The sequence below is a fragment of the Streptomyces sp. NPDC018947 genome (assembly GCF_044390505.1).
Classification (GTDB): domain Bacteria; phylum Actinomycetota; class Actinomycetes; order Streptomycetales; family Streptomycetaceae; genus Streptomyces.
In genome coordinates, this window is the sequence record NZ_JBIRZD010000001.1 from 21220 (window position 1) to 45641 (window position 24422).

The 24422-nt window shown below is 70.7% G+C and carries 13 protein-coding genes; 4 read left to right on the forward strand and 9 right to left on the reverse strand.

Going from position 1 to position 24422, the window contains the following annotated elements; all coding sequences use genetic code 11:
- Positions 1–130: 130 nt before the first annotated feature.
- The 6 genes from fabI to ACH499_RS00140 form a co-directional block, all read right to left on the reverse strand.
- The gene (gene fabI, locus ACH499_RS00115) at positions 131–898 is read right to left on the reverse strand and encodes an enoyl-ACP reductase FabI (RefSeq protein WP_356203891.1); all 768 of its coding nucleotides are present in this window, start codon (positions 896–898) and stop codon (positions 131–133) included.
- Between the two features lie 5 nt (positions 899–903).
- Complete coding sequence (fabG, locus tag ACH499_RS00120; protein WP_077798579.1) at positions 904–1608, reverse strand: 3-oxoacyl-[acyl-carrier-protein] reductase; 705 nt, start codon at positions 1606–1608, stop codon at positions 904–906.
- Positions 1609–1778: 170 nt separating this feature from the next.
- Positions 1779–3053, reverse strand: a complete 1275-nt coding sequence (locus ACH499_RS00125) for an McrC family protein (protein WP_399012904.1) — start codon at positions 3051–3053, stop codon at positions 1779–1781.
- Positions 3050–5260 carry an McrB family protein gene (locus ACH499_RS00130; protein ID WP_399012905.1) on the reverse strand — a complete coding sequence of 737 codons (2211 nt, stop codon included), beginning with the start codon at positions 5258–5260 and terminating at the stop codon, positions 3050–3052. The genes ACH499_RS00125 and ACH499_RS00130 overlap by 4 nt, the downstream gene beginning before the upstream one ends.
- 47 nt (positions 5261–5307) lie before the next feature.
- Entirely contained in the window at positions 5308–6222 is a 915-nt protein-coding gene (locus ACH499_RS00135) for a helix-turn-helix transcriptional regulator (protein ID WP_399012907.1), read from the reverse strand.
- A 548-nt stretch (positions 6223–6770) separates the two neighbouring features.
- Entirely contained in the window at positions 6771–7244 is a 474-nt protein-coding gene (locus tag ACH499_RS00140) for an ATP-binding protein (protein ID WP_399012908.1), read from the reverse strand.
- A 208-nt stretch (positions 7245–7452) separates the two neighbouring features.
- Between ACH499_RS00140 and ACH499_RS00145 the strand changes: the two genes are divergently transcribed.
- Together ACH499_RS00145 and ACH499_RS00150 are read left to right on the forward strand one after the other, a co-directional pair.
- Positions 7453–8298, forward strand: a complete 846-nt coding sequence (locus ACH499_RS00145; protein WP_399012909.1) for a helix-turn-helix domain-containing protein — start codon at positions 7453–7455, stop codon at positions 8296–8298.
- Entirely contained in the window at positions 8295–8495 is a 201-nt protein-coding gene (locus tag ACH499_RS00150; protein ID WP_399012910.1) for a DUF397 domain-containing protein, read from the forward strand. The genes ACH499_RS00145 and ACH499_RS00150 overlap by 4 nt, the downstream gene beginning before the upstream one ends.
- 78 nt (positions 8496–8573) lie before the next feature.
- Here the strand turns inward: ACH499_RS00150 and ACH499_RS00155 are convergent, their stop codons facing one another.
- The 3 genes from ACH499_RS00155 to ACH499_RS00165 are packed head-to-tail and all read right to left on the reverse strand — an operon-like array spanning position 8574 to position 21276.
- Entirely contained in the window at positions 8574–13004 is a 4431-nt protein-coding gene (locus tag ACH499_RS00155; RefSeq protein WP_399012912.1) for an Eco57I restriction-modification methylase domain-containing protein, read from the reverse strand.
- Entirely contained in the window at positions 13001–16024 is a 3024-nt protein-coding gene (locus ACH499_RS00160) for a helicase-related protein (RefSeq protein WP_399012913.1), read from the reverse strand. The genes ACH499_RS00155 and ACH499_RS00160 overlap by 4 nt, the downstream gene beginning before the upstream one ends.
- Positions 16021–21276 (reverse strand): DEAD/DEAH box helicase, encoded by a 5256-nt coding sequence (locus tag ACH499_RS00165; RefSeq protein WP_399012914.1) that lies wholly within the window; start codon positions 21274–21276, stop codon positions 16021–16023. The genes ACH499_RS00160 and ACH499_RS00165 overlap by 4 nt, the downstream gene beginning before the upstream one ends.
- A gap of 206 nt (positions 21277–21482) precedes the next feature.
- Between ACH499_RS00165 and ACH499_RS00170 the strand changes: the two genes are divergently transcribed.
- A complete protein-coding gene (locus tag ACH499_RS00170) occupies positions 21483–23006 on the forward strand; it encodes a TldD/PmbA family protein (protein ID WP_399012916.1) in 1524 nt (507 codons plus the stop codon).
- The gene (locus ACH499_RS00175) at positions 23003–24397 is read left to right on the forward strand and encodes a metallopeptidase TldD-related protein (RefSeq protein WP_399012918.1); all 1395 of its coding nucleotides are present in this window, start codon (positions 23003–23005) and stop codon (positions 24395–24397) included. The genes ACH499_RS00170 and ACH499_RS00175 overlap by 4 nt, the downstream gene beginning before the upstream one ends.
- Positions 24398–24422 lie beyond the last annotated feature (25 nt).

Sequence of the window (24422 nt, forward strand, 5' to 3'; positions counted from 1 at the left end):
GGGAAAGCGCGTGGTGACTCGTGCTTCAGCGTGCGCCGCGTGCCCGGCGGCCGCCCGGCCGGCTGAGCCGAACGGGTGACATGCGAAGGGCCCGCGCCCGGTGGGACGCGGGCCCCGGCGGGGCGTCGGGTCAGGCGCCGATGGCGTGCAGACCGCCGTCGACGTGGATGATCTCGCCCGTGGTCTTCGGGAACCAGTCGCTCAGCAGCGCGACGATGCCGCGGCCGGCCGGCTCGGGGTCCTTCAGGTCCCACTCCAGCGGTGCGCGGCTGTCCCACACGGAGGCCAGCTCGCCGAAGCCCGGGATGGACTTGGCGGCCATGGAGCCGATGGGGCCCGCGGAGACCAGGTTGCAGCGGATGTTCTGCTTGCCCAGGTCACGCGCCATGTAGCGGCTGGTGGCCTCCAGGGCGGCCTTGGCCGGGCCCATCCAGTCGTACTGCGGCCAGGCGTACTGCGCGTCGAAGGTGAGGCCGACGACGGAGCCGCCGTTCTGCATCAGCGGCAGGCAGGCCATGGTCAGCGACTTCAGGGAGTACGCCGAGACGTGCATGGCCGTGGCGACGGACTCGAACGGTGTGTTGAGGAAGTTGCCGCCGAGCGCGTCCTGCGGCGCGAAGCCGATGGAGTGCACGACGCCGTCGAGGCCGCCCAGCTCCTCGCCGACGATGTCGGCCAGACGGTTCAGGTGCTCGTCGTTGGTGACGTCGAGTTCGATGACCTTGGTGGGCTTCGGCAGCTTCCTGGCGATGCGCTCGGTCAGCGTGGGCCGCGGGAACGCGGTCAGGATGATCTCGGCGCCCTGCTCCTGGGCCAGCTTGGCGGCGTGGAAGGCGATGGAGGACTCCATCAGCACACCGGTGATCAGGACGCGCTTGCCCTCGAGGATTCCGCTCATGGTGTTCAGTGACCCATTCCCAGTCCGCCGTCAACGGGGATGACGGCTCCAGTGATGTACGAGGCGTCGTCCGAGGCGAGGAACCGCACGGTCGCGGCGATCTCCTCGGGCTGCGCGTACCGGCCGAGCGGCACCTGCGACACGATGCCGGCCCGCTGCTCGTCGGTGAGCACCTTGGTCATGTCGGTGTCGACGAAGCCGGGCGCGACGACGTTGAAGGTGATGTTGCGCGAGCCCAGCTCACGGGCGAGGGAGCGCGCGAAGCCGACCAGCGCGGCCTTGGACGCCGCGTAGTTCGCCTGCCCCGCGGAGCCGAGCAGCCCGACCACCGACGAGATGAGCACGACGCGGCCCTTCTTGGCCCGCAGCATGCCGCGGTTGGCGCGCTTGACGACGCGGAAGGTGCCGGTGAGGTTGGTGTCGACGACGGAGGTGAAGTCCTCCTCGGACATGCGCATCAGGAGCTGGTCCTTGGTGACGCCGGCGTTGGCGACCAGGACCTCGACGGGACCGTGCGCTTCCTCGATCTCCTTGTAGGCCTGCTCCACCTGCTCGCTGTCGGTGATGTCGCACTTGACGGCGAGGAAGCCGGCGGGCGGCTCACCCGAGCGGTACGTGATCGCGACCTTGTCGCCGGCGTCGGCGAAAGCGCGGGCGATGGCGAGGCCGATGCCCCGGTTGCCTCCGGTGACGAGAACCGAGCGGCTCAACGGATCACCCTTTCCATTGCGGTCTGTTCTCCGCCCGCACACCCGTGGGACGGGCGGCGATGACAGGCGGCTTCCTCGAAAACCTATCGGTCCGCACCCGTCCACGGGGAATCGGGCACCCACAGTGGCGTCCGCAGCCTCCTGTCGGGTTCCTACAGTCCAGTCTCGCGTCAGTCCGTATGCGGAGTGCCTGAGCCGCTACTGCGCGCGGTGTCGACCGACTCGGCAAGCTCTGCGATGTCCGCGGCCAGTTTCCGCCAAGGACGTGAGAGGTCGACGATGTGTCGCCAGATTCTCAGCCGCCCCTCCCCCACCGGCACCTCCACGACTCCGGCCTTGCCTGAGGCGTAGACGAGATGCCCCTCGGTGAGGCCGAGGCGTACGCAGTAGGCGGTCATCTGGTAGAGGTCGTCCCGCTGGGGCTTGGTCTTGAACTTGGCGTCGAGGACGACGGCCTGGCGCATCGCCCCGTCGCGCGGCGACGGCAGGTAGTGCACCAAGTCGGGCTTGAGGACATGTCGGCCCGCGATGTCCAGGGAGAAGTTCCGGTCCTGCGCCTCGGGTCTGCCCCCGATGCGCAGACGCAGGGCCTCGCCGACGGCACGGGCCAGATAAGCCTCGAAGAGGCGCCACATGGTCACGAGCATCCCGTCGACGGCGATCTCACGGCCATCGCCGAGTTCGTAGGAGGCGCCGCGCAGGACGAGTTCGGCGAGGACGAGGGCGTGGGCGTAGCGGGCGTTGCGCCGGTCGGGGGTCCAGTGGGGCGCCGGGGTGCCGGCGGGCAGGAGCCTGACTCCGTCGAGCCGGGCGGTGAGACGCTGGAGGGCGGAGCGCGGCGCCGGGTCGAGGCCGGGCACGCGCAGCAGACGGCGGGCGGCAGCCAGGAGGAGACGGTTCTCCGGTATGTCGGGGGTGTGGTCGTCGTAGACGACCTCCAGGGGTGCGGGGACGCCCGGTCTGCGGCGGAGCTGGTCGGCGTGGCGGATGCGGCCCCGGACGACGGGCAGCGTGTCGTACGTCTCCCGGTAGTCGTGGAGGACGCCGTGCAGCAGGGCGCGTTCGGCGGCGGAGACGAAGGCGTGCGCGAGGGCGGGGAGGAGGTCCGGGCGGGCGTCGGCGGTAACCGGGCGCGGATCGAAGTCGACGCGTTCGGGGGCGTAGGAGACGAGGTGGAGGAGGCGGTCGACCGGGACCTTGGGGGTGATCGTCAGCTGAAGGGCGCCGTCGCCCCTGCCGAGGCGGACGGAACCCACACGGTCTCTGGCCTTCACGCGCCAGCGCGTGGCGGTCTCGGGGTGCAGGTGGACGAGGGCGTCGTGGGTGGCGAGCGTCGCGACCTGGGCGGGGGTGAGGTCCCAGGTGGTCCAGCCACCGCCCTCCGCGAGCCGGATGCGCGCGGCGGTGTCACGGCAGTCCCGCGGCCCGGTGGGGCGGGGGCTCACGAGTCCTCGGAGCCGGAGGTCCCACTTGAGGGCGGCAAGATGCCGAGCCGCTCCCGCAGCGTGTCCAGCCCGTAGGTGAACTCCACGTCGGTGCCGTCGCCCCAATGGTGCTCGGTGAGGAGCGGGATGATCTGGGTCTTCCACAGCCGTTCGAGGGCGCCGTCACCCGTGTGCGCGAGGTCCTGCATGAAGTACGAGGGGCCGACGCGAAAGGAGCGGTCCCCGGGGCTGCCGTCGGCGAGGAGGCGGTTGATCTCGTCGAGGAGGCGGGCATGGGAGTCGTCGTACGCGTCCGGGTCCTCGTCCCGTTCCTCCGCCCGCCTGCGCAGCCAGGAGTCCAGCAGTCCGGCGACCGGCGGGGTGTCGGGGTGCAGTTCCATGAAGGAGAAGCGGCGGCGCATGGCCGCGTCCATGTACGCCACCGAGCGGTCGACGGTGTTCATGGTGCCGAGGATGTAGAGGTTGGGCGGGAGGCGGAAACCCCGGCCGTCGTCGGAGCCGTACAGCAGGTGGACGCGCTCGTTGCGGTACTCCAGGAGGAAATACAGCTCGCCGAAGATCTTCGCGAGGTGGCCTCGGTTTATCTCGTCGACGACCAAGACGAACACCTCGGCCGGGCGCCGCTCCGCCTCGTCGGCGAGCTTGCGCAGCGGGCCCCGGACGAGGTCGTAGGCGAGCCCGCCGCCCGTGTCGCCGTCCTGGCCGGCGCCCAGGCGCGGGCGGATGCCCTCGAAGAAGTCCTCGTAGGAGTAGGCGGGGTGGAACTGGACGAGGCGTACGTTCGTGGCACTGGAGGCGCCGGCCAGGTGGCGGGCGAGGGCGAGCGCCGTGTACGTCTTCCCGGTGCCGGGCGGCCCGTGGAAAATCAGCTGCGGGGTGGCGCGGAGGAGTTCGACGCAGTCCTGGAGCCACGTCGTGTCGGGCATGTGGAGCGCCTCGGCCAGCTCGGCGGTGGCGTCGGGCAGGACGGCCGGGCCCGTGGGCAGCGGAGCGGTGCGCGGCATGTCGCCGATCAGGGCGAGAACGGTCTCGGCGTACTCGGTGGCCTCCAGGACCTGGGAGTCCGCGTCCTGGACCACACTGGACAGTCCGGAGGGCAGGTCCTTGAGGAAGTCCAGGGGCTTGTTCAGGTTGCGCCAGTCGACGGGGCGCTCCAGCCGTTCCGCGCTGTGGGCGGCCGGGCCGTCAACCACTCCCACATACGTCTCGAAGCCGTCGGTGGACAGCACAATGTCGCCCTTGCGCATGCGGTTGAGGAAGGCGTCGAGTTCCCGGGCGACGGCTTCTCGACGGGCCGGTGCGGTGGCGGGGAGGGCGGTTTCCACGGCCCTGCGGACACTGTCCAGGTCCCGGGCCGCCGCGGTCGGGGGTAGGAAGCCCGTGTCGAGGGTGACCTTCGATTCGTCGCGCCATGGTCCCCGGACGAGGGGCACGCCGGTGGTGCCGTCCACGCCCCGGATGATCCAGAGCTGGCGCGGAGTCTCCTCGTCGGCCGCCGTCTCTTCGAGTGACTGCTTGGCGGCTGCCAGCGCCTCCCAGACGGGCAGTCGCCGGTGGGGTAAGGCACGGACAGTGTCCAGGCTGCTGCGGCCGACATCCAAGACGCCTTCCTCGTCGAGGAAGGAGCGCCACTGATCGCGCTCGTGGGGCAGCAGCGGCAACCCCGCTCCCGCCTGCCCGTCTTCGCCGAGTGCCAGATACCAGCCTCGCGGACGCATGCCGCGCAGTACCTGCCCGAGGACCCCGGGTTCGGGCCCGAACACCTCGGCCACCTCGTCGAGCTCGACCCAGTGTCCCTCGTCGGGTAGCTGTTCCAGCGCGGTCACCGCGACGGAGACGAGGTGCTGCTGTCGCTCCCACTGCCGGTAACGCCGGCACGCCTCCAGGTAGAAGTCGACGGCGTCAGGGGTGCGATCGAGCGCGTCGGCGCCGATCCCGGTGAGCTGCCAGCAGCGTCCGCCCCGGTACAGCCATCCGGCCCTGACGAGATTGCTCGCCGAGCGGTTCACGTAGTCCTTGAAGGGCGTGTTGTTCTCCCTGGGGGACTCATGCAGCGCCTGTGCCCAGTCCGCCTCCAGACCGGGATTCCTCGCCAGCACCCGGCCCCACAGCTCTCCGTAGACCAGGCCGTCCTGGAGGGCTTCCTCCCGCAGGATGACGGCAGCGCTGTGCAGGGATCGGGCGACGACTGTCGTGATGCTGGGCACGGCGTCCCTTCTTCGCGGGGTGCAGGGGGTGACGGCCGCGGCCGGGCTCAGTCCAGGCCGACCGGGGTGATCGGGGTGACCGGGCTGTCGTCGGGGCCGTTCGTCTGGACGAGCAGGAGGTCACCGACCGTGGCGTCACGCCCGAGACCGAGGCGGGAGACCGGGACCGCGCCCGGGGCCTGTGCCGTGCCGACGGGCTGGAGACGCAGCTCGCTCTCCGCGCCCTGGAAGGCAAGGACCGCCCAGACCTCGTCGTGACCGATGCGGGAGACCACGCTGCTCAGCCGGTCGGTGAGGACCGCGCACACGACGGTGAGTCGCTGCTGCTCCGTCCTGGGCACGGGAATCGCCGCGACGCGCTCCAGGACACCGGGTAGCGCCAGCGTGCCCTCCAGCAGCCGCTGGACGGTCTCCCGCTCCTCGTCCCGGCCGTCCCCGGTCTCGGCGGCGGCGAAGTGCACCAGGGGAAGGCCGTCGTCCAGGGTGCGCTGCCACTTGGGCAGCAGGAAGTCGATGGTCAGGGCCTCTTCGCGGGTGGGTGGGTGGACGTCGTCACCTTCGCCGAACTGGGCGAGCCAGGCGTTGACGTCTCCCCAGCGCCACACCGGCGAGCGTCCGGTGATCCCCTCGGGGTCCGGGAAGGGCAGCTTGTCCTGCCGCCGCTCGCCGCTCACCCACTGCTGGACGTTCTGCCGGGAACGGTCGACACGCTCGGCGATGTCGGAGACGCCGACGAGGTCGGGGTCGGTACGCAGCAGCCTCAGGGTGGGCAGGGATTTGCGCAGCCGTACGACGATGCGGTGGGCCGCGTCGATCGCGTTGACCCCGCTCTCGGAGACGTCAAGGAAGTGCCTGCCTCGGTGACGGGTCAGGACCCCGTCGAAGGTGTCGTGGACGATCTCGACGGCCTTGTCGTCGTCCACGTCGATCCCGTCCACGACGAAGTGAAACTCATACTCCATGACGCCCCAGTCCCCCATGCGTATGCCGACTCGCTCTTCCTGGTTCCGGTATCCGCGGCCTCTCACTGAAAGGGGATCCATCACGGACATGGATCCGTCACGGTCCCAAGCTTCGCGGAGCCCGACAGTGTTGTCAATTGCCAACGCCGCCGCGGAGGGCTGCACGCGGGTCGTCCGGAGGCAGGGGGCACAACTTCGCCCTGCGGGCTATTCGACGGGCCTCCTGACCGGGGTTCTTCGGAGTGCCGCCCACGCGGATCACCGTGCAGTGACTGTCGGAGCACGGGCAGTACAGCGTGCCCCAGTGAGCCTCCGACGCGAGCGTCCACCCATCGGCGACGAGCCGCTTGAGGACCGCCCTGACCTCCTTGCTCGGATGGTCCGCCGCAGCAATCTCGCGTCCGACCACGTACGCCTCCACAAGCTTTCACCCGTCGCAGAGCTGACCGTCAACTCGGGCAGGCCGACAACCCTACCCGGCCCTACTGACATTGACCGAAGTCACAACTCAGCACGCGTAGCGGTGCGTTGCGGAAGATGATCGTCAACTACAGCCGAACCGGACGCGGGTCGCCCGGGACGTGGACCGCGCACTCGGCCCACACGGTCTTGCCCGGCCCCGTCCTTCCGTTCACGCCCCAGCGGTCGGCGACGGCTTCCACCAGGAGCAGGCCTCTCCCGCCGTCGGTGTCCGCGGGCGGCCGGCCCGCCGATTCGGGAATCTCCGGCTGCCCCGTGTGGGTGTCGGACACCTCGACGCGGACGAGGCCCGCGGTCCGGTCGTACGTGAGCCGCAGCTCGAAGTCGCGTCCCGGGACGTGGCCGTGGAGCGCCGCGTTGGAGGCGAGTTCGGCCACGACGAGGGTGACGGTGTCGGACGCCGGGCTGCCGTAGGGCAGGTGCCACAGGTCGAGCCGGTGGGTGGCGAGCCTGCGGGCGAGGCGTGCGCCGCGGCGGGTGGCGGAGAAGCGCTGGGCGAACACACTTACGGTTGCGGCCTCTTGGGCCCGTGGTGCTGGCATGCGGTCAGCGTTCCGGGTCGCTCCCGGCCCCCAACAGGGACGACACCCATACAGGCGCGGCTGTATCGGTGCACACTCTGGACTGGGTGGGTCACTCCCCGAGACCCTGGGCGGGCCGGGCGGGGTTGAGCGACGTGAAAGCGGGCTGCATCGGGCTCTGCGGAAGATTCGCCAGGATTTCAGGCGGGGACACGGGAGGCACGCGGCGATGAGGGCGGACCACGGCGGCGCGAACGGCACGGAGGCGGAACTCTCCGACAGTCTGAAAACCTTCGGCGCGGTCCTCAAGGCCCTGCGCGAGGAATCCGGCCTGACGCAGGAAGAGTTCGCGTCGCGGGTGCGGTACTCGGCCGCGTACGTCGCCAAGATCGAGCAGGGGAAGCGGTTCCCGCCGGCGGACCTGCCGGGGCGGGCGGAGGAGGTGTTGGGGCCGGTAGCGGTCAAGGTCCTCACGGCGGCGGCGAAGAGCTTGACGCGGAGGGCGGGGCTGGCGTCGTGGTTCCGGCAGTGGGCGGGGATCGAGGAGGAGGCAATCTCCTTGTATGCGTATGAGTGCCGGGCGGTTCCTGGGTTGTTGCAGCCCGAGGGGTACGCACGGGCGGTGTTTGAGCGCAATCTTCCGCCGCTCTCGCAGGAGCAGATCGAGCGGCAGGTATGCGCGAGGCTGGAGAGGCAGGAGCTCCTGACATCGCGGCCGAACACCGCCTTTAGCTTCGTCATCGAGCAAGGCATTCTGGAGCGGTGCGTTGGGGGAACCACCGTCGCCCACGAAGTCATCGACCACCTTCTGCACGTTGGGCAACGGCACAACGTGGAGATCCAAGTCATGTCGCTTCGGCAAGAGGAGCACTGTGGCGTCGAGGGGCAGATGTACCTTGCCGAGACACCAACTCACCAGTGGATCGGCTACACCGAGGGGCAGCGATCAAGCAATTTACTCACTGCTCCGAACGACCTGAGTGTCCTCCTCCAGCGCTATGGCAAACTGCGTGCCCAGGCCCTGGACTGCCGGGCTACCGTGAGCCTGTTGGAACAGATGCGAGGAGCACTATGAGCACCACTGATCAGCTGCGCTGGTTCAAGAGCAGCTACAGCGGGGGCGAGGGTGACAACTGCGTCGAGGTCGCCGTTCGCCCCGAGGCCGTCCACATCCGCGACTCCAAGGACAAGAGCATCCGTCCTCTCGTCGTCACGCCGAAGGCCTGGGCGGCGTTCGCAGCACTCGCGGCCGACGCCTCTCTGGACGACTAAGGTCGCGTAGTACGTGACGCCAGCGGGCGGGTATGGGAAAGGTTCCCGTACCCGCCCGCTGGTCTGCGCCCGCGTCTTCTACTTCTGCTCGTCCTCACCGAACAGGTTGAGCATGTCGAGCTGTATGTCGCCGCCCTCCACCTCGTCCAGGCCGAACAGCCCTCCGCCCAGTTGGTCGGGGGCGGACTTACCCCGACGCTTCTTCTTGGTTGCCTGCGCGGTCGGACGCTTCGGTGGACCTCCAGCCGGAATGACGCGGGTCAGCGGGCTGGTGCCCGGGGGGTGGCGCGGGCTCTGAGCGGGGGGCGGGGTGAGCGAGGGGTGGGTGAAGGGCCGGCCCTCGGCCATCGCCTCATAGACGCGGACGATCTCGTCCTTCGTGTCCTGGAAGACGGCGGGCTGCTTGTTCTTGAACGCCCGGAAGCTGTCCAAGACCAGATCCACGTCTGCTCGCGCGATTCCGTATAGGTGGAAGTACGCGGCATCCAACTCTGCCCGCATAAGGAAACGACGCCTCTCATCCCAGACGAAAGGCGCACCGTCGTCGCCGAGGTACTTCGCCCAGGGTGCCATCTCATAGGAGGTGTAGGTGAGTTCCAGGACTCGGGGGCGAATCCAGTCTGCGAGGGAAGCTTCTTGGGTCCAAGGGGCTGAGAGAGCATAAACGGTAGGTGCAAGGACGGGTAGCTGCTCCAGATACGTGTAAGTCAGGTGTGATCCCTGCAGTTTCTGGCGAGCAGCAAAGTCCAGGGCGAAGGATGAGAGGTTTGCCAGCAGGCCATCAACCGGAAGCGCCACCGACTGGGGCAACATGAAGGGCATAGTGTGCCCAACTGCCGTTCTCGGCAGTACAGCGGGAATCATCGTGCGCTGGTTGGCTCCCGGCGCGACATCTCTCCAGCCCATCAGCCAGCCATGGATCCACGCGGGGCGGGCCCTGCTTCGGTCCTCGGCAAGCTTCTCTTCTACTTCCCCCTCTTCGACCCAGTGGCGTGGCAGGGGGAGAGTTGAAGGAGAGCGATGCGCCTCATCATCCAACCTCGGGAGCGTTCCCTTGTTGATCTGAGCCTGCGTGGCGTTTTCGTACGTGCTGAAGCGAGCATCGAAGTGGTGGACGAACTTCGCTTCGTAGAGGGGCAGAAATCTCCGCTCCTCCTTACTGAAGACATTCGCTTCTTGAACCCACCCTTGCTGTGCAAGGTATTCCGCAGATTCAAAACGTCCAGAATCATCCGCCATATGAAACATACGCAGTAGCTTCAGTTGCCACGTATTGCGTTCGCGCTGGCCATCCCGCGCTTGGGTCCAGAGCACCTCGCGCGCGCCATCATGGAGATCCCGCAGCACCCGAAGATGATGACGACTCTCACACACAGGAGCCGTCCGCGTATTCGGATTGATCCGCTTGAACCCCTCCTCGTCCAGCGTGAACTCCCGCGCATCCAGCTGATCCGGCCGCCGTGCCCGGAAGGCAAGTCGCACGACTGAGTAATGCTTGCTGAGATCGCGGCCCGCCATCGTGAACAGACTGAACCGGTACTGGTTGTGGACCGCCGGGAACAGCTTCTCCTCGTTCTCCATATCCAGCACAGCCACCATCTGCCGCGTCTCCACCAGATCCGAGAAGAACGCCGCCGTCGTCTTGTCCGTGGCGATCCCCGTCGGCAGGACCAGCCCCGCCATCCCCTCCGGGCCGATCAGCTGCCGCGCCTTCTCCGCGAAGACGGCATACGTGTTCACGTCACCGAAGCCGGTCTTCGGGAACAGCCCCGACTTCCGGTACATGGTGACCTGGCCCTTGGACTCCCGCTGGTCGAACTGGTACTCCACGTACAGCCGGCGGTCGCCCTCGTTCGGGCGGCCCTCCTCGTCCACGCTGTTCGCCAGCGCCTCGATCATGCGGTCGCGGATGTTGGCCGTGGCCGCCGCGGCGATCTTCTCGTCCCGCGCCGCGAACCACTCCTTCTTCTGGATCTTGACCCGCTCCCACGGCGGGTTGCCCAGCACCGCGTCGAAGCCGCCCTGCCAGCCGGTCTCCGGGTTGACGTCGTCGGCCTCGGACTCCTCCACCCGGAAGACGCGCGGGAACTCCAGGTGCCAGTGGAAGAACTGGTTGCGGCGGACGATGTCCCGCAGCATCGCCTCCGCGCCCTCGTCCTCCAGCGGCCCGTCGTCCACGTCCTTCTCCACGGCCCGCAGCACGTTCGTCGTGACGGGCGCGGGGGCGCCCTTGTGCTTGGGCCATAGGAAGGACGCGCACCACACGTCCGCGACCCGCTTCAGGTGCCGCAGTTCGGGCCGCTTCTCGAACTCCTTGTGAGCGCGGGCGTGCTGACGTACCTCGGCGAGGCTGTGGTCGCCGATCCTCGCGACCTTCTCCGCCTCCAGCCGCACCGTCGCCGTACTCGTCCGCACGACCCGCTCGGCGAACGGGAGGTGCTCCGCGCCCTTGCGCTCCCGGTCGTTCTGCTGACGCAGCTCGGTGACGACCCGCTGTTCGTCGCCCTCCAGCTTCTCGAAGGCGCCGTCCGGGATGCCCTTCTCCAGGACGGCCGGGGTCGCCCCCAGCAGGGCGTTGCCCGTCTTGATCCGGTCGTCGAGGTAGGCGAGGGGCTCACCGGGGGTCAGCGACTCCAGCCACAGCGAGACCTTGGCCAGTTCGGCGGCGAGCGGGTTGATGTCGACGCCGTGGACGCAGTGCCGTACGACCTTGGCCATCGCCTCGCGGACCAGCTCGGGGGCCGGCTGGCTCTCGCCGTGCTGCATCCGCGCGTACCGCAGGGCGATGCGCCGGGCCCCCGCGACGAGGAAGTGGCCGGAGCCACAGGACGGGTCGACGAAGTTGATCTTCAGGATGTGGTCCGGGACGCCGGAGGCGGCGTACCGCTCTATGACCGGGTCGAGGGCGGTGTCGAGGAGCTTCTCGATGAGGGAGGACGGGGTGTAGTAGGAGCCCGTCAGCTTGCGCTTGTTGCCCGCGACGAGGTCCTTGAGCTCGAACAGCTCGTTCTCCGGCTCGCGGGCGGGGACGAGCTCCAGCAGGGACTCGTAGACGCTGCCCAGTTCCTCGGCGCCCAGGTGCCGGTAGTCGACGCGGGTGGTGCGGGCCTTGTCCTTGATGCGGGAGAGCAGGCGCACGGCCTCCAGCAGGCGCTCGTTGGGGAGCTTCGCGGCCCTCAGCGGTTCCGGGCTGCCCGGGAGGCGGGTGGACTGGGCCTCCTGGTCGATCTCGTCGGGCTCGGGGAGGTAGTAGAGGCCGCCGAGTTCGGGCAGCGCCAGCGCGGGTTCCCCGCCGATGGTGCCGAGGGCGTTGAGGACGCGGACGAGGCCCTGCCACAGGTCGGTGTGGTGGTCGCCCTTCCTGCGGGAGGCGATCCGGCGCAGGCGGGCGGTGGAGAAGTACAGGTTGTAGCGCTCGCGGGCCGCCTGGTTCGCCTTGATCTCCGCCTTGGTGGCCCTGCGGCCGGGGTAGGTGAGCAGTGCGTCGCGGTCCTCGGCGACGAAGAGGAAGATGAGCTGGTAGGCGAGGCGGAGCAGTTCGTGGTGAAAGTCGTCGAGGGCGCGGCGGCCTCCGGCCGTGATCGCCTCGGCCAGGTGGGGGTTGTTCTGGAGGAAGCCCGTGCCGAGGACGTTCAGCGCCTTGGCGACCTGGTCGCGCAGGAGGTTGCGGGAGCGGATGCCGGTCTCGACGGCGAAGTCGCGCCACCACTCCAGGCGGCAGTCCGCGGGGGTCAGCGGAAGCTCGTCGGGGACGGCGAGGCCGTCGCCCTCCTCCTCGTCGCCCTCCTCCTCGTCTTCCGCCACCGCTGCCGCCGCACCCCGGCGCTTCTTCTCGGGCTTGGGCACCAGTTCCAGGCGGGAGGCGTGCAGCAGCGCGTACATCAGCAGGAAGTCGGAGAAGTCCCCGCCGCCGAAGATCGCTTCGAGGTCGAACTCGACGTAGGCGGAGCCGACGAGGGCCGTGGAGTCGCGCAGCAGGCGCAGCACCCTGCCGTTGGAGAGGATGCCCCACAGATACTCCGGGGAGGCGTTGAGCAGCTCCTGCATCATCGACTGGGGGACGCGGGCGCTGCCCGCCGACCAGCGGTCGAGGGGCGTGGTCCAGCCGAGGAGGTGGACGGGGAGGTGGTCCATCCACTGGTGGCTGACCTGGTACGGGTCGCGTCCGGGCAGCTGGATGCCGCCGCGCCGGGGGGCGAGGCGGCCGTAGCCGAGTTCCTCCAGGAGGGTGAGGAGCCAGACGCGGGTCGCCTTGGTGGGGTCGGCCTTGCCGTCGAGTTCCCTCAGCTCCTCCTGGAGCGAGGTGTAGGCGGCGCGCAGCGCGTTCCACTTGCGGCTCGCGGCGTCCTCGATGCGTACGCCGCGGCCGAGCCCGTAGTCGGCGGGGGCGCTGCCGGGCAGTTCGGGGTCGCCGGCGCGGATCTTGGTGAGGAGGTCCGCGGAGAGCAGGCCGCCCTCGACGCGTACGGCGGCGGAAGCGGGGAGGCGGTCGGGGGCGAGGGTGGTCACCGGTCTCCTCCGGAGGCGGGCCGCTGGGCGGCCGGGGCGCTGAGGTACACGTACACGCCGAGCAGGTCCGGGTCGCCGGACGGCTGGACGTCGATGCGGCGGACGGCGGCGGCGCCGCGTTCACGGCCGCGCTGGCCGGCGGCCTCGCGGACCCGCTGGTGGGCCTCGCGGAGCCGGTCCGCCAGGAGCTGTCCGCGGGCCTTCAGGTGATCATTGACCTCGTCGTCGTCGAGCTCCGCGGCGGCGCGGGCGGCCTGCTGGTCGCGGAGGGCGGGCAGGGTGTTGAGATCGGGAGTGGCGGTGAGCAGGGCGGCGGTCTCCTCGTCGGACAGCCAGACGCGACCGCCGTCGTCGCCGGTGCGCCAGGCGAGGACCTGGGCGTCGTCGGCGACCAGGACGCGCGGTTCGTCGCTCGCCGTGCGGCCGGGCAGGGTGAGGCGGAAGCGGTAGCGGGCGAGCAGCAGGACCGTGCGGCGGTCGACGGCACGGGTGCGGATCACGCCGAGGCGGCGGGCCGGGCGTTCCTCGGGAGGCAGGCCGGTGTCGACGGCCGCGTCGAGGAGATAGCGGGCGAGGGCGCGCACCGCGGGGTCGGTGCGGGACAGTGCGTGCTCGCCGCGTGCGACGGGGAAGTCCTCGCGGAAGACGAGGTCGCGGGCGGCCGCCTTGGCGCGGCCCTTGGTCTTCGCCTTGGCCGCTCCACCGGGCGCGGCGGTCTGGTCGGCGTCCTCGTAGAAGCCGAGGGCGTGTTTGAGGCCGGTGGGCAGCGGGTCCACGGGGGCCTTGAAGCCCCGGTCGCGGGCGTCGCCGATCGGCTGGGCGCCCAGCTGGGCCAGGGACTCACGGGTGAAGGTGGCGATGTCGCCGGGGTCGCCCAGCGCCTGGCGCAGCGCGTCCAGTTCGGCCTCCACCTCCTCGGGGCGCAGACCGATGTGGGCGAACTTGGTGAGGACCTTCGACTCGCGCTCGGCGGCCGACTCCCACTCCTTGTGGAGGGCCTCGCGGGCCCGGCCGAAGTCGGGGTCGTCCTCGAAGTCGAGGGTGAGCTGGCCCTCGGGCTGCTCACCCCGCAGCAGCAGGGCGCTGGCGAGGGCCTCCAGAACGCCCCGGCCCTGGTCGGGGACGAGCACGGCCACACCGGTCTGGTCGGCGATGTCCTTGTGCTTCTGGATGAGGACCTTCAGGACGAGTCCGTCGATACCTGTGTCGGTGTCGTAGACGGTGATCTCGCGGACGCGGCGGCGGGGCTGGCCGAACCGGTCGACGCGGCCTGCTCGCTGGAGGTGACGGGTGGGGTTCCAGGACAGGTCGTAGTGGATGACGGCGCCGAAGTGCTCCTGGAGGTTGACGCCCTCGGAGAGGCAGTCGGTGGCGACCAGGACGTGCCGGCCGCGCCGGGCGGTCAGCTCGTCGACGCGGGCCTGCCGGGCGTCGGGGTGCAGGGTGCCGGTGACCGCCTCCACGCTGGCGCTGCGGCCCAGTTCCTCCTTGAGGTGCCGGGCCACGTACTCGGCAGTCGGGATGTAGTGGCAGAAGACGATCGGGTCGTAGCCGTCGACCAGCTGCCGCTTGACCCGGTCGACGAGGGTGCGCAGCTTGGCGTCCGTCGCGGGGCCGGCGAGGGCGTCCGCCCGGCGGGCGAAGTCGGCGAGGGCCTCGGCCTCGTCCTTGCGTCCCTCACGGGGTGTCTCCGGGGTGGCGGCGTCTTCGTCCGGGAGGGGCGGGAGGGAGCCGGGCACCACGTCCATGCCCTCGGCGGTCTCGTCGTCGGCGAGTTCGAAGGCGGCGGCCCGGCCCAGTCTGTCGGCCTCGGCCAGGGTGCGGGTGGCGGCGATCAGGGAGCGGGCGCGCAGGGTCGCGGCGGCCGCGGCCGGCGAGGACAGGACGCAGCGCAGCAGGGTGAGCGCCGTCCACCAGGACATGCGCTGGTGGTGCTCGCCGCCGGGGCCGCGCACCTGCTGGCGGGTGTGGGCGAGGATGTCGGCGACGAAGCGCGCGTAGTCGGCGTCGAGCCGGTAGAGGGCGTCCTGGGTGTCCCGGTCCTCGGGGAAGGGCGTGTCCTGGTCGAGGTACCGCTTGATGTCGTGGCGGCGTCGCTGCACGAAGTGGCGGGCCAGCTTGTCACGGTCGGCGGACCGGGTGGTGTCCAGGGTGCGCAGGGACGGATCGAGCAGACCGGTGAGCTTCGCGAACGCCTGCGGGTCGCCGCTGTGCGGGGTGGCCGTGACGAGGATGAGGTGGCGGTCGCGCTCGGTGCGGTCGGCGAGCGCGGACAGCAGTTCGTACCGTTTCTGCTGCTCGTTGCCGCCGGTGCCCACGCAGGTGTGCGCCTCGTCGACGATCAGCACGTCGGGGCAGTGGCGGCGGAAGGCGTCACGGCGCTCGTCCTGCTTGATGAAGTCGGTGGAGACGACCGTGACCGGGTAGTGGTCGAAGATCGACCGGTGGGGGTCGTCGATCGCCTTCTGCAGCCGTGCGGCCGTGGAGGGCAGGACCAGCTCGGGTTCCATGCCGAACTTGTCGCGCAGTTCGCGCTGCCACTGTTCGGCGAGCGAGGGCGAGCAGAGGACGGTCATGTTGCGGGCGGAGCCCTGCTCCATGAGTTCCTTGGCGATCAGCGCGGACTCGACCGTCTTTCCGATGCCGACGTCGTCGCCGATCAGGAGGCGTACGGGGTCCATACGCAGCGCCATCATCAGCGGCACCAGCTGGTAGCGGCGGGGTTCGACGGCGACCGCGTTCAGGGAACGGAAGGGGCCGGCGCCCGCCGTGGAGGCGATGCGCAGGGCGGTGCGCAGGAGGGAGGCGGACGCGAAGTCGCCGGCCTCGCCGGGCAGGGCCTGCGGGCGGCCGAAGCCCGGTTCGCGGACCTCGTCCGGGAAGAGGGCGGCGACGAACTCCCGGTCGCCGTCCAAAGGCTGGGCGAGGACCAGGTCCTCGGTGCTGCCCGGGAGGACGACCCAGTCGCGGTCCCGGGCGCGTACGAGGGTGCCGGGCGCCCGGTCGGACCTGGCGCTCATCGGTCGCCTCCCCTGTGGTCGCGGCCGACGCCGAAGACGTCCGGGTATGCGCGCACGGTGTCCTTCCAATCGGGTTCGGCTCCGGCCCTGATCACCAGCCAGCCGTCGTCCATCATGCGGTACTCGTCCTGCTCGCCGAGCCGGCGTGCGCCGTCGTACTCCAGGAACACGGCGACCTCGGCGCCGGGGAGGTGGAAGACCGCGTCCGCGACGTCGGTGGCCGTCGCGTCGGGGAGCCGGTGACCGCCGTCGGCGAGGAGGCGCACGAACGCCTCGACGGGGGTGTCCGGTGCCGGCTCCGGGCGCGGGGCGGGTGCCGTCGAAGGCCGCGGACGCTCCGGGCGTGACTCGTCCCTGGTGACGGAGTGGGCCAGTGCCACCAGCCACGGCGCGGCGCGGTGCCGGTCGATGCGGCGGTGGAAGCCCTGGTTGGAGTACGACAGCAGGCAGTCGTAGCAGCCGAGTTCACAGCGCTCGGCAGCGCCGTCGGCCCGGTCGAGGTCTTTGCCGTCCTCGTCGTAGTGGATGATCCGGAGGGCTTCCTTCGCCACCAGGGCGAGGGCGTTCTCGTCGTCGTACAGGCGGCGCAGCACGCCAGCTCCGCCTTCGGCACTCTCGACGAAGAGGGTCCGGCCGTGCCGCTCGGCGTCGGGCAGGTCCTCGCTCTCCAGCTCGGAGTCCTCCAGCTGGAAGTGCGCCTCGATGCCGCGCTCCAGCGCGTAGCGCAGGGAGACGGCGGTGAGGTCGTCGACCGGCTCGGCCAGCCGCACCACGGCGATGTTCTTGGTGTCCTGCGCGTAGGGGATGACCTGGAGGGTGCGCTGCGCGCGGTCGAAGGACGCCAGCGACTCCTCCTCCGCGGACTCCTCCTGGGCGAGACGAGCCGCCTTGCCCTCCGAGAGCCACCTGCCGCTGACGGGGTCCAGCCAGAAGCCCTGCCCCGAGCGGTCCTGGGCGTCGCGCTTGCGGTAGCCGAGGTTGAGGACGCGGACGCTCGCCGAGTCGCCGTAGGAGACCTCCGCGAGAGGCGCCCCGTCCGCGCCGCGCACCTGTGCCCGGTGCACGCCACCAGGCGCGTACCGGTACACGGTCCGCAGGTCGAACCCCCGCTTGAGGCGCTCCTCCTCGTCGGAGGAGATGCGGCGGCGGGGCTCGGCGTGCACCTGCGTGAGCTGCATCAGTTTCGGCAGGGTGCGGTGGAGCGGGACGGCGCAGTTCTCGCAGCGGTCAGCCCCGTCGACGCGGTCGTGCCAGTAGCCGCAGGCCTCGCAGAGCCTTATGTCGCTGGTCGCCACCTGTCCGGGACGGTCGCCCATCGGAACGGTCACGCGGTCGATGGTGTAGCGGTTGCCCTCGTGGTAGATCAGCGCGCCGGGGCCGAACTCGCCGATCGCGATGAAGCGGGGGCGCTGGATGTAGGCGCCGTTGCGCTGCCCGTACATCCCGGCCGACCGCTCGCCGGGCACGTAGGCGGCCAGGGGGAGGCGGGGGAAGGAGTAGCCGGGCAGGAAGCCTTCGGAGGCGAAGTAGCGGTAGGTGTAGAAGTCCGTGTACGACCCGCTGTCGGCCTCGTTGCGCAGCAGCTTCAGCTGGTTCTCGGCCTCGGCCCGCCGCCCCGCGGCCAGGTCGCGGTCCCTGCGGCTGAGGGAGAGGTCGTTGGCCCGGCGGTGCTGCTGTTCCACCTCGCTCCGCGCAGTGCGGTAGAGGCGGCGCCAGCGCTCGCACGCCTCGTCGAGGCTGCCGAGCGCCTGGCGGACGGTGCGCTCGACCCAGCCCTCGTGCCACCAGGAGGAGCCCGAGAGTTCGTCGTGGAGGGGGGCGAGGACCTCGGTGGCCCTGCCGATGGCGCGCAGCCGGGCGGTCTCGCTGTCCAGGTCGGCGCGTACCCGTGGCAGCAGGTCCAGCGGCCAGCGGCCTTCGGCGTCCCCGGTCCCCGCGTTCTCCGCGTCGAGCACGTCGGTGAGGCGACTGCCGAGGTGGACGCCCGTCTCGGCGAGCCAGACCGCGTGGACGTGGGAGCGGATCAGCTCCTCGTTGGCCAGGTCGAGCCGGGGCGGGGTGACGCTGCCGGACACCATGAGACCCGGACGGCGGAAGTAGTACTGGTCGTGGGGGGAGCCGGTCGAGCAGTAGGTGGTGACGAGGGCGGGCTGGCCACCGCGGCCGGCGCGTCCGGAGCGCTGGGCGTAGTTGGCCGGGGTCGGGGGGACGTTGCGCATCCCGACCGCGTTCAGCTCGGCGATGTCCACGCCCAGCTCCATCGTCGGCGAGCAGTAGAGGATCTCCAGGTCCCCTTCGCGGAACGCGTCCTCACGGACACGGCGGGTCGTCGCGTCTACCTGCGCGGTGTGCTCGTGCGCCCTTATGCCGGTGAGTCCGGCGGTCCCGGCGCGGTAGAGGTCGCGGAAGTACGGGTTGACACGGACATCGGCCTCCACGTCGGTCACCTTGCGCACCGGGTCCGGTTCGGGCCTCGTGCCCTCGCCGGGGAACCAGCGCAGGGCGGAGGCGCGCAGTTGATGGCCGTAGGAGCCGTCACGCTCCTCCTGGACGACGGCGAGCAGTCCGCACTCGCGCAGCACCCGCATCAGGTCGCGGATGACCGCGTCGGCGTCGGCGACCGGGATGCGCCTGCCCGCCTGGCCGGGGACGGCGGCGAACTGGCCGACGCGGCGCAGGTAGCGGCCGTAGCCGCCGAGGCCGCTGAGATGCACGGTGTCGGCCGCCGCACCGGTACGGCCGGGGCCCGCGTAGGCCAGGCGGGCACGGACGCGTGGCTCGCGCGGGGAGAGGGCCCAGGGAGCCACGAGATGCGCCTGGCTGATGCTGCCGAGCCGGTCGAAGCCCTCCTGGGTGAGGCAGTCCACCTCCACCGCGAGGGAGCGCCGGAGTTCGTCGAGGAGATCACGGGCCAGCTGCTCGCGGTGGGCGGGCGTGTCACCGGTGAGAAGGGGGTGGCAGCCCTCCCAGCTCTCGGTGTCGCCAGCGATCTCGGTGAGGGACGTGTAGTCGAAACGCAGCAGGCCGGTCTGGGAGAGATTGGGCATTGTGACGCGCCAGCCGCGCTCCAGGTCGGCGTAGACGCGGTAGGCGAGGATCTCGCGCAGGGCCGAGTGGGCGAGGTCGCGCTGGTGGAACTTGGCGGTCGGCGCCTTGGCGTACGTCTCCAGCGGGAGGGCGAGGGTGTCGAACACCGCTTGGGGCAGCCGGTCGTGGGTCAGACCCTGCTCCCCCGCCGTTTCCAGGGCCCGGTACAGGGCACCACGTACTTGGCTGACCAGGGCGAAGTCGTTGAAGTGGCCGGCCTGGAGGCTGGCGTCCTGCCGATTGTCGACGAAGGTGAGCAGTTTGCGCGCCCTCTTCGTCAGGTCCGGCTGGTCACGCAGGGAGCGCACGACGCGGGAACTGATCAGGGAGACGGCGGAGCTGCGGCCTTCCGCGGAGAAGGTGCCCAGCTTGGCGAGGTCCTTGAGCCGCAGCTGCTCGTACGAGGTGCGGCAGTGCAGGCAGAAGCGGAACGGAGCGGCGATCCACCAGGCGCGCAGGCCCGTGCCGGGCTCGGTGGCCCGGCCGTCCGGACCGACCCACACCTCCTCGGGAAGGTCTCCGGACCGGGCCTTCAGGACCGTCGACCGGCCGTCGTCGTCCGTCTCGACCCAGCTCGCCGGGAGGCGCCGGAACACGGCGTCCTCGTCCTGCGCGTCGGGCCAGGGCCGGTCGTCGCTGACGTAGAGGAAACCGTCGCCGTCGGCAGCCGGGGCGTCCGGGTCCTCCCGGGCCTCGAACACCGCGCCCTCGTGCTCGGCGGGGCGGGTGACCACCAGGTACTCCTTGCCGCAGTCGCGGCAGAAGTGCAGGGGGACGAGCGGCTTCTCGCGGTGGTCGGGGACCCGGGTCTGGTACTGGCTGGTGAGGTGGCGGCGGCCGGGTGGCTCGAAACTGACGTAGACGGTGTCGCCCTTGGACAGGAATTGGTGCAGTCGGAAGGCGAACAGGGGCTTTTCCAGCTCTGGGTGCACGGCCTTCGCACCGACACGCAGTACGGTTTCGATGGCCCGGTGACATACGTCGGCGGGCTCTCCGCTCGCGTCGGCGAGCAGCGCGGACGCCTGCGGGATCGTCAGCGGTGGGCGGCGGACGAGCCGACCGCTGGGCTCCTCGACGGCCAGCCCCACGGTGTCCTCGACCCAGACCGCGAGGGGGTCCCGGCTCAGCGCCTCGTAGCCGGACGGAAGCGCGTGGGGTGTGGCGGCGGCGCGGCGGACGGCGTCGGCGAGGGGTTCGCGGGGGTGGACTCCGGGTACGGCGTCGGGGCCCGGGTCGGTCGAACGCTCCAGGGTCTCGCCGATGACGCGCTTCGGTTCGATCTTCGTGCCGAACAGGCGGGTGGCGACGTCGGCGATGTCCTTCCGGGCCTCGGCGAAGGTAACGCCGGTCGCCATCGTGGCCGAGGTGCCGATGCACTGGAGGGCGGGTGCCTCGCAGGCGTCCCTCAGCCGGCGGACGAGAAGGGCGACGTCGGCTCCCTGGCGGCCCCGGTAGGTGTGCAGCTCGTCGAGGGCGAGGAAGCGCAGGCCGCGAGCGGCGCCGATCAGCTCCCGCCGTTCGTCGGGGCGGGTGAGGAGGTACTCCAGCATCACGTAGTTGGTGAGCAGGATGTCCGGCTTGTTTCGGAGGACCTGGAGTTTCTGCTCGGAGTCCTCCTGGCCGGTGTATCGCGCGAAGGTCACCTTGCGGCGGTCCTCGGGGACGCCCCACGTGAGGTACTTCTCCAGCTCGTGAAGCTGGCTGTTGGCCAGCGCGTTCATGGGATAGACGACGATCGCCGAGATCCCGTCGGGATTCGGGTGCCGCAGCACCTTGTCGACGATCGGCACGATGTAGGTCAGGCTCTTGCCCGAGCCGGTCCCCGTGGTCAGCACGTACGAGTCTCCGCGGTCGGCCACGGCGATGGCCTCGCGCTGGTGCCGGTGGAGGGAGAGGGTGCGGCTGCCGGGGTCGTTCGGATGCTTCTTGTGCCGGAAGTACTCCCGACACATCGGGTGCAGCAGACCGTCGTCGCACAGTGAGGCGACCGTTCCGCCGCTGCGGAAGGTGGGATTCAGCGCGAGCTTGGGGTCAGGCCAGCGGGTCTTGCGCTCGCGCTCGCCGGCGAGGTGACGCTCGATATCCGGGTCCCGCACGGCGACGAGGGAGCTGGTGAACGCCTCGTACTCGGCGATGAGGTCGTGATGGACACCGAAGACGTCCATGGGTCGGTCGGCCCCCTCGATAATCTGCGCCCACTTGGTCGCGTAACAGCAGTCGCCCTACGCAACTGATTCACCCTACTGCTCCGCCCCCCCTCCCCTGGCCGGGGGTTCCCCCTCTCCGGCCCGCTTTCCAGGAGCCCCGGGCAGTGGGCATGGTTCACTGCCTCCGATGGCCGCCAGGCAAGCCTCCGAAGGGATCTCCACCCGTGCCCCATGAAGTCGATCAGTCGTTCCTGGCACTCCCCCTACGCGCCCTCGCCGACGCCGCGCTCGCACGCGCGCGTGCGCTCGGCGCCGAGCACGCCGACTTCCGGCTGGAGCGGGTGCGCAGCGCCTCCCTGCGGCTGCGGGACGCGAGGCCCGCGGGATCGTCGGACACCACCGACCTCGGGTACGCGGTGCGCGTGGTGCACGGCGGGACCTGGGGCTTCGCGTCCGGTGTGGACCTGACGATGGACGCCGCCGCGAAGGTCGCCTCGCAGGCGGTGGCGATGGCGAAGCTGTCCGCGCGGGTGATCGAGGCCGCCGGGTCCGACGAGCGGGTGGAGCTGGCCGGCGAGCCCGTGCACGCCGACCGGACGTGGGTGTCGTCGTACGAGATCGATCCCTTCACCGTGCCCGACCGTGAGAAGGCGGACCTGCTCGCCGACTTCAGCGCGCGGCTGCTCGCGGCCGACGGGGTCGACCACGTGGACGCCTCGCTGCTCACCGTGCACGAGAACAAGTTCTACGCCGACACCGCGGGCACCGTGACCACGCAGCAGCGGGTCCGGCTGCACCCGGTGCTCACGGCCGTGTCGGTGGACGACTCCAGCGGCGAGTTCGACTCGATGCGCACCCTCGCGCCGCCCGTCGGACGCGGCTGGGAGTACCTGACCGGCACCGGCTGGGACTGGGACGCCGAGCTGGCCGAGATCCCGGAGCTGCTGGCCGGGAAGATGCGCGCGCCGAGCGTGGATCCGGGCCTGTACGACCTGGTCGTCGACCCGTCCAACCTGTGGCTGACCATCCACGAGTCCATCGGGCACGCCACCGAGCTGGACCGCGCCCTCGGCTACGAGGCCGCCTACGCCGGCACCTCCTTCGCCACGTTCGACCAGCTCGGCACGTTGCGCTACGGCTCGGAGCTGATGAACGTCACCGGCGACCGCACCGCCGAGCACGGGCTCGCCACGATCGGGTACGACGACGAGGGCGTCGAGTGCCAGTCCTGGGACCTGGTGAAGGACGGCACGCTGGTCGGCTACCAGCTCGACCGGCGCATCGCGAAGCTCACCGGCTTCGAGCGGTCCAACGGCTGCGCCTACGCCGACTCCCCCGCCCATGTGCCCGTGCAGCGCATGGCCAACGTGTCGCTGCGGCCGGATCCCGGCGGGCTGTCGACACAGGACCTGATCGGCGGGGTGGACCGGGGCATCTACGTCGTCGGGGACCGGTCCTGGTCCATCGACATGCAGCGCTACAACTTCCAGTTCACCGGGCAGCGGTTCTTCCGGATCGAGAACGGCCGACTCGCCGGGCAGGTGCGGGACGTGGCCTACCAGGCGACGACCACCGACTTCTGGGGTTCCATGGCGGCCGTCGGCGGCCCGCAGACGTACGTCCTCGGCGGGGCGTTCAACTGCGGCAAGGCCCAGCCGGGGCAGGTCGCGGCGGTCTCCCACGGCTGTCCCTCCGCCCTCTTCAAGGGCGTCAACATCCTCAACACCACGCAGGAGGCCGGCCGATGAGCGCGCGCACGAACAAGCCGCACGAGATCGTCGAGCGGGCGCTGGAACTGTCCCGGGCCGACGGGTGCGTGGTCATCGCCGACGAGGAGTCCACCGCCAATCTGCGCTGGGCCGGCAACGCGCTCACCACCAACGGCGTCACGCGCGGGCGCACGCTCACCGTCGTCGCCACCGTGGACGGGCAGGAGGGCACCGCGTCCGGTGTCGTCTCGCGCTCGGCGGTGACCGCGGACGAGCTGGAGCCCCTGGTGCGCGCCGCCGAGGCCGCGGCGCGCGGCGCGGGTCCCGCCGAGGACGCGCAGCCGCTGGTCACCGGGGTGCCGGCGTCGCCCGACTTCACCGAAGCGCCCGCCGAGACGTCGTCGGCCGTGTTCGCCGACTTCGCGCCGGCCCTCGGGGAGGCGTTCGCACGCGCGCGTGCGGGCGGCCGGGAGCTGTACGGCTTCGCCCGGCACGAGCTGACGTCGACGTACGTGGGGACGTCCACGGGGCTGCGGCTGCGGCACGACCAGCCCACCGGGACGCTGGAGCTGAACGCCAAGTCGCCCGACCGTGCCCGCTCGGCGTGGGCGGGGCGCTCCACGCGGGACTTCAAGGACGTCGACCCGGCGGCGCTCGACGCCGAGCTGGCCGTACGGCTCGGCTGGGCCGAGCGGCGCGTCGAGCTGCCGGCGGGCCGGTACGAGACGCTGCTTCCGCCGACCGCGGTCGCCGACCTGCTGATCTACCAGCTCTGGTCGGCCTCCGGGCGGGACGCGGTCGAGGGGCGCACGGTGTTCTCCGAGCCGGGCGGCGGCACGCGCCTCGGCGACCGGCTCGGCGAGCTGCCGCTGACGCTGCGCAGCGACCCGCACGAGCCGGGGCTGGAGAGCGCGCCCTTCGTGATCGCGCACTCCTCCGGCGGCGACGAGTCGGTGTTCGACAACGGGCTGCCGGTGGCGGCGACCGACTGGATCCGCGAGGGCGTGCTGAACCGGCTGACCACCACCCGGCACAGCGCCGGGCTGACCGGGCTGCCCGTGGCCCCGGCGGCCGACAACCTCGTCCTGGAGGGCGGCGGCGACCGCTCCCTGGAGGAGATGGTCGCCGGCACCGGGCGGGGGCTGCTGCTTACCTGCCTGTGGTACATCCGCGAGGTCGATCCGGCGACGCTGCTGCTGACCGGCCTGACCCGCGACGGCGTCTACCTGGTGGAGGACGGCGAGGTCGTCGGCGAGGTGAACAACTTCCGGTTCAACGAGTCGCCGGTCTCCCTGCTGGGCCGGGCCACGGAGGCCGGGCGCACGGAGAAGACGCTGCCCAGGGAGTGGGGCGACTGGTTCACCAGGGCCGCGATGCCCCCGCTGCGCGTCCCCGATTTCCACATGAGCTCTGTCAGCCAGGGCGTATAACCTCGTAGTCGGCTGTCACCCGACC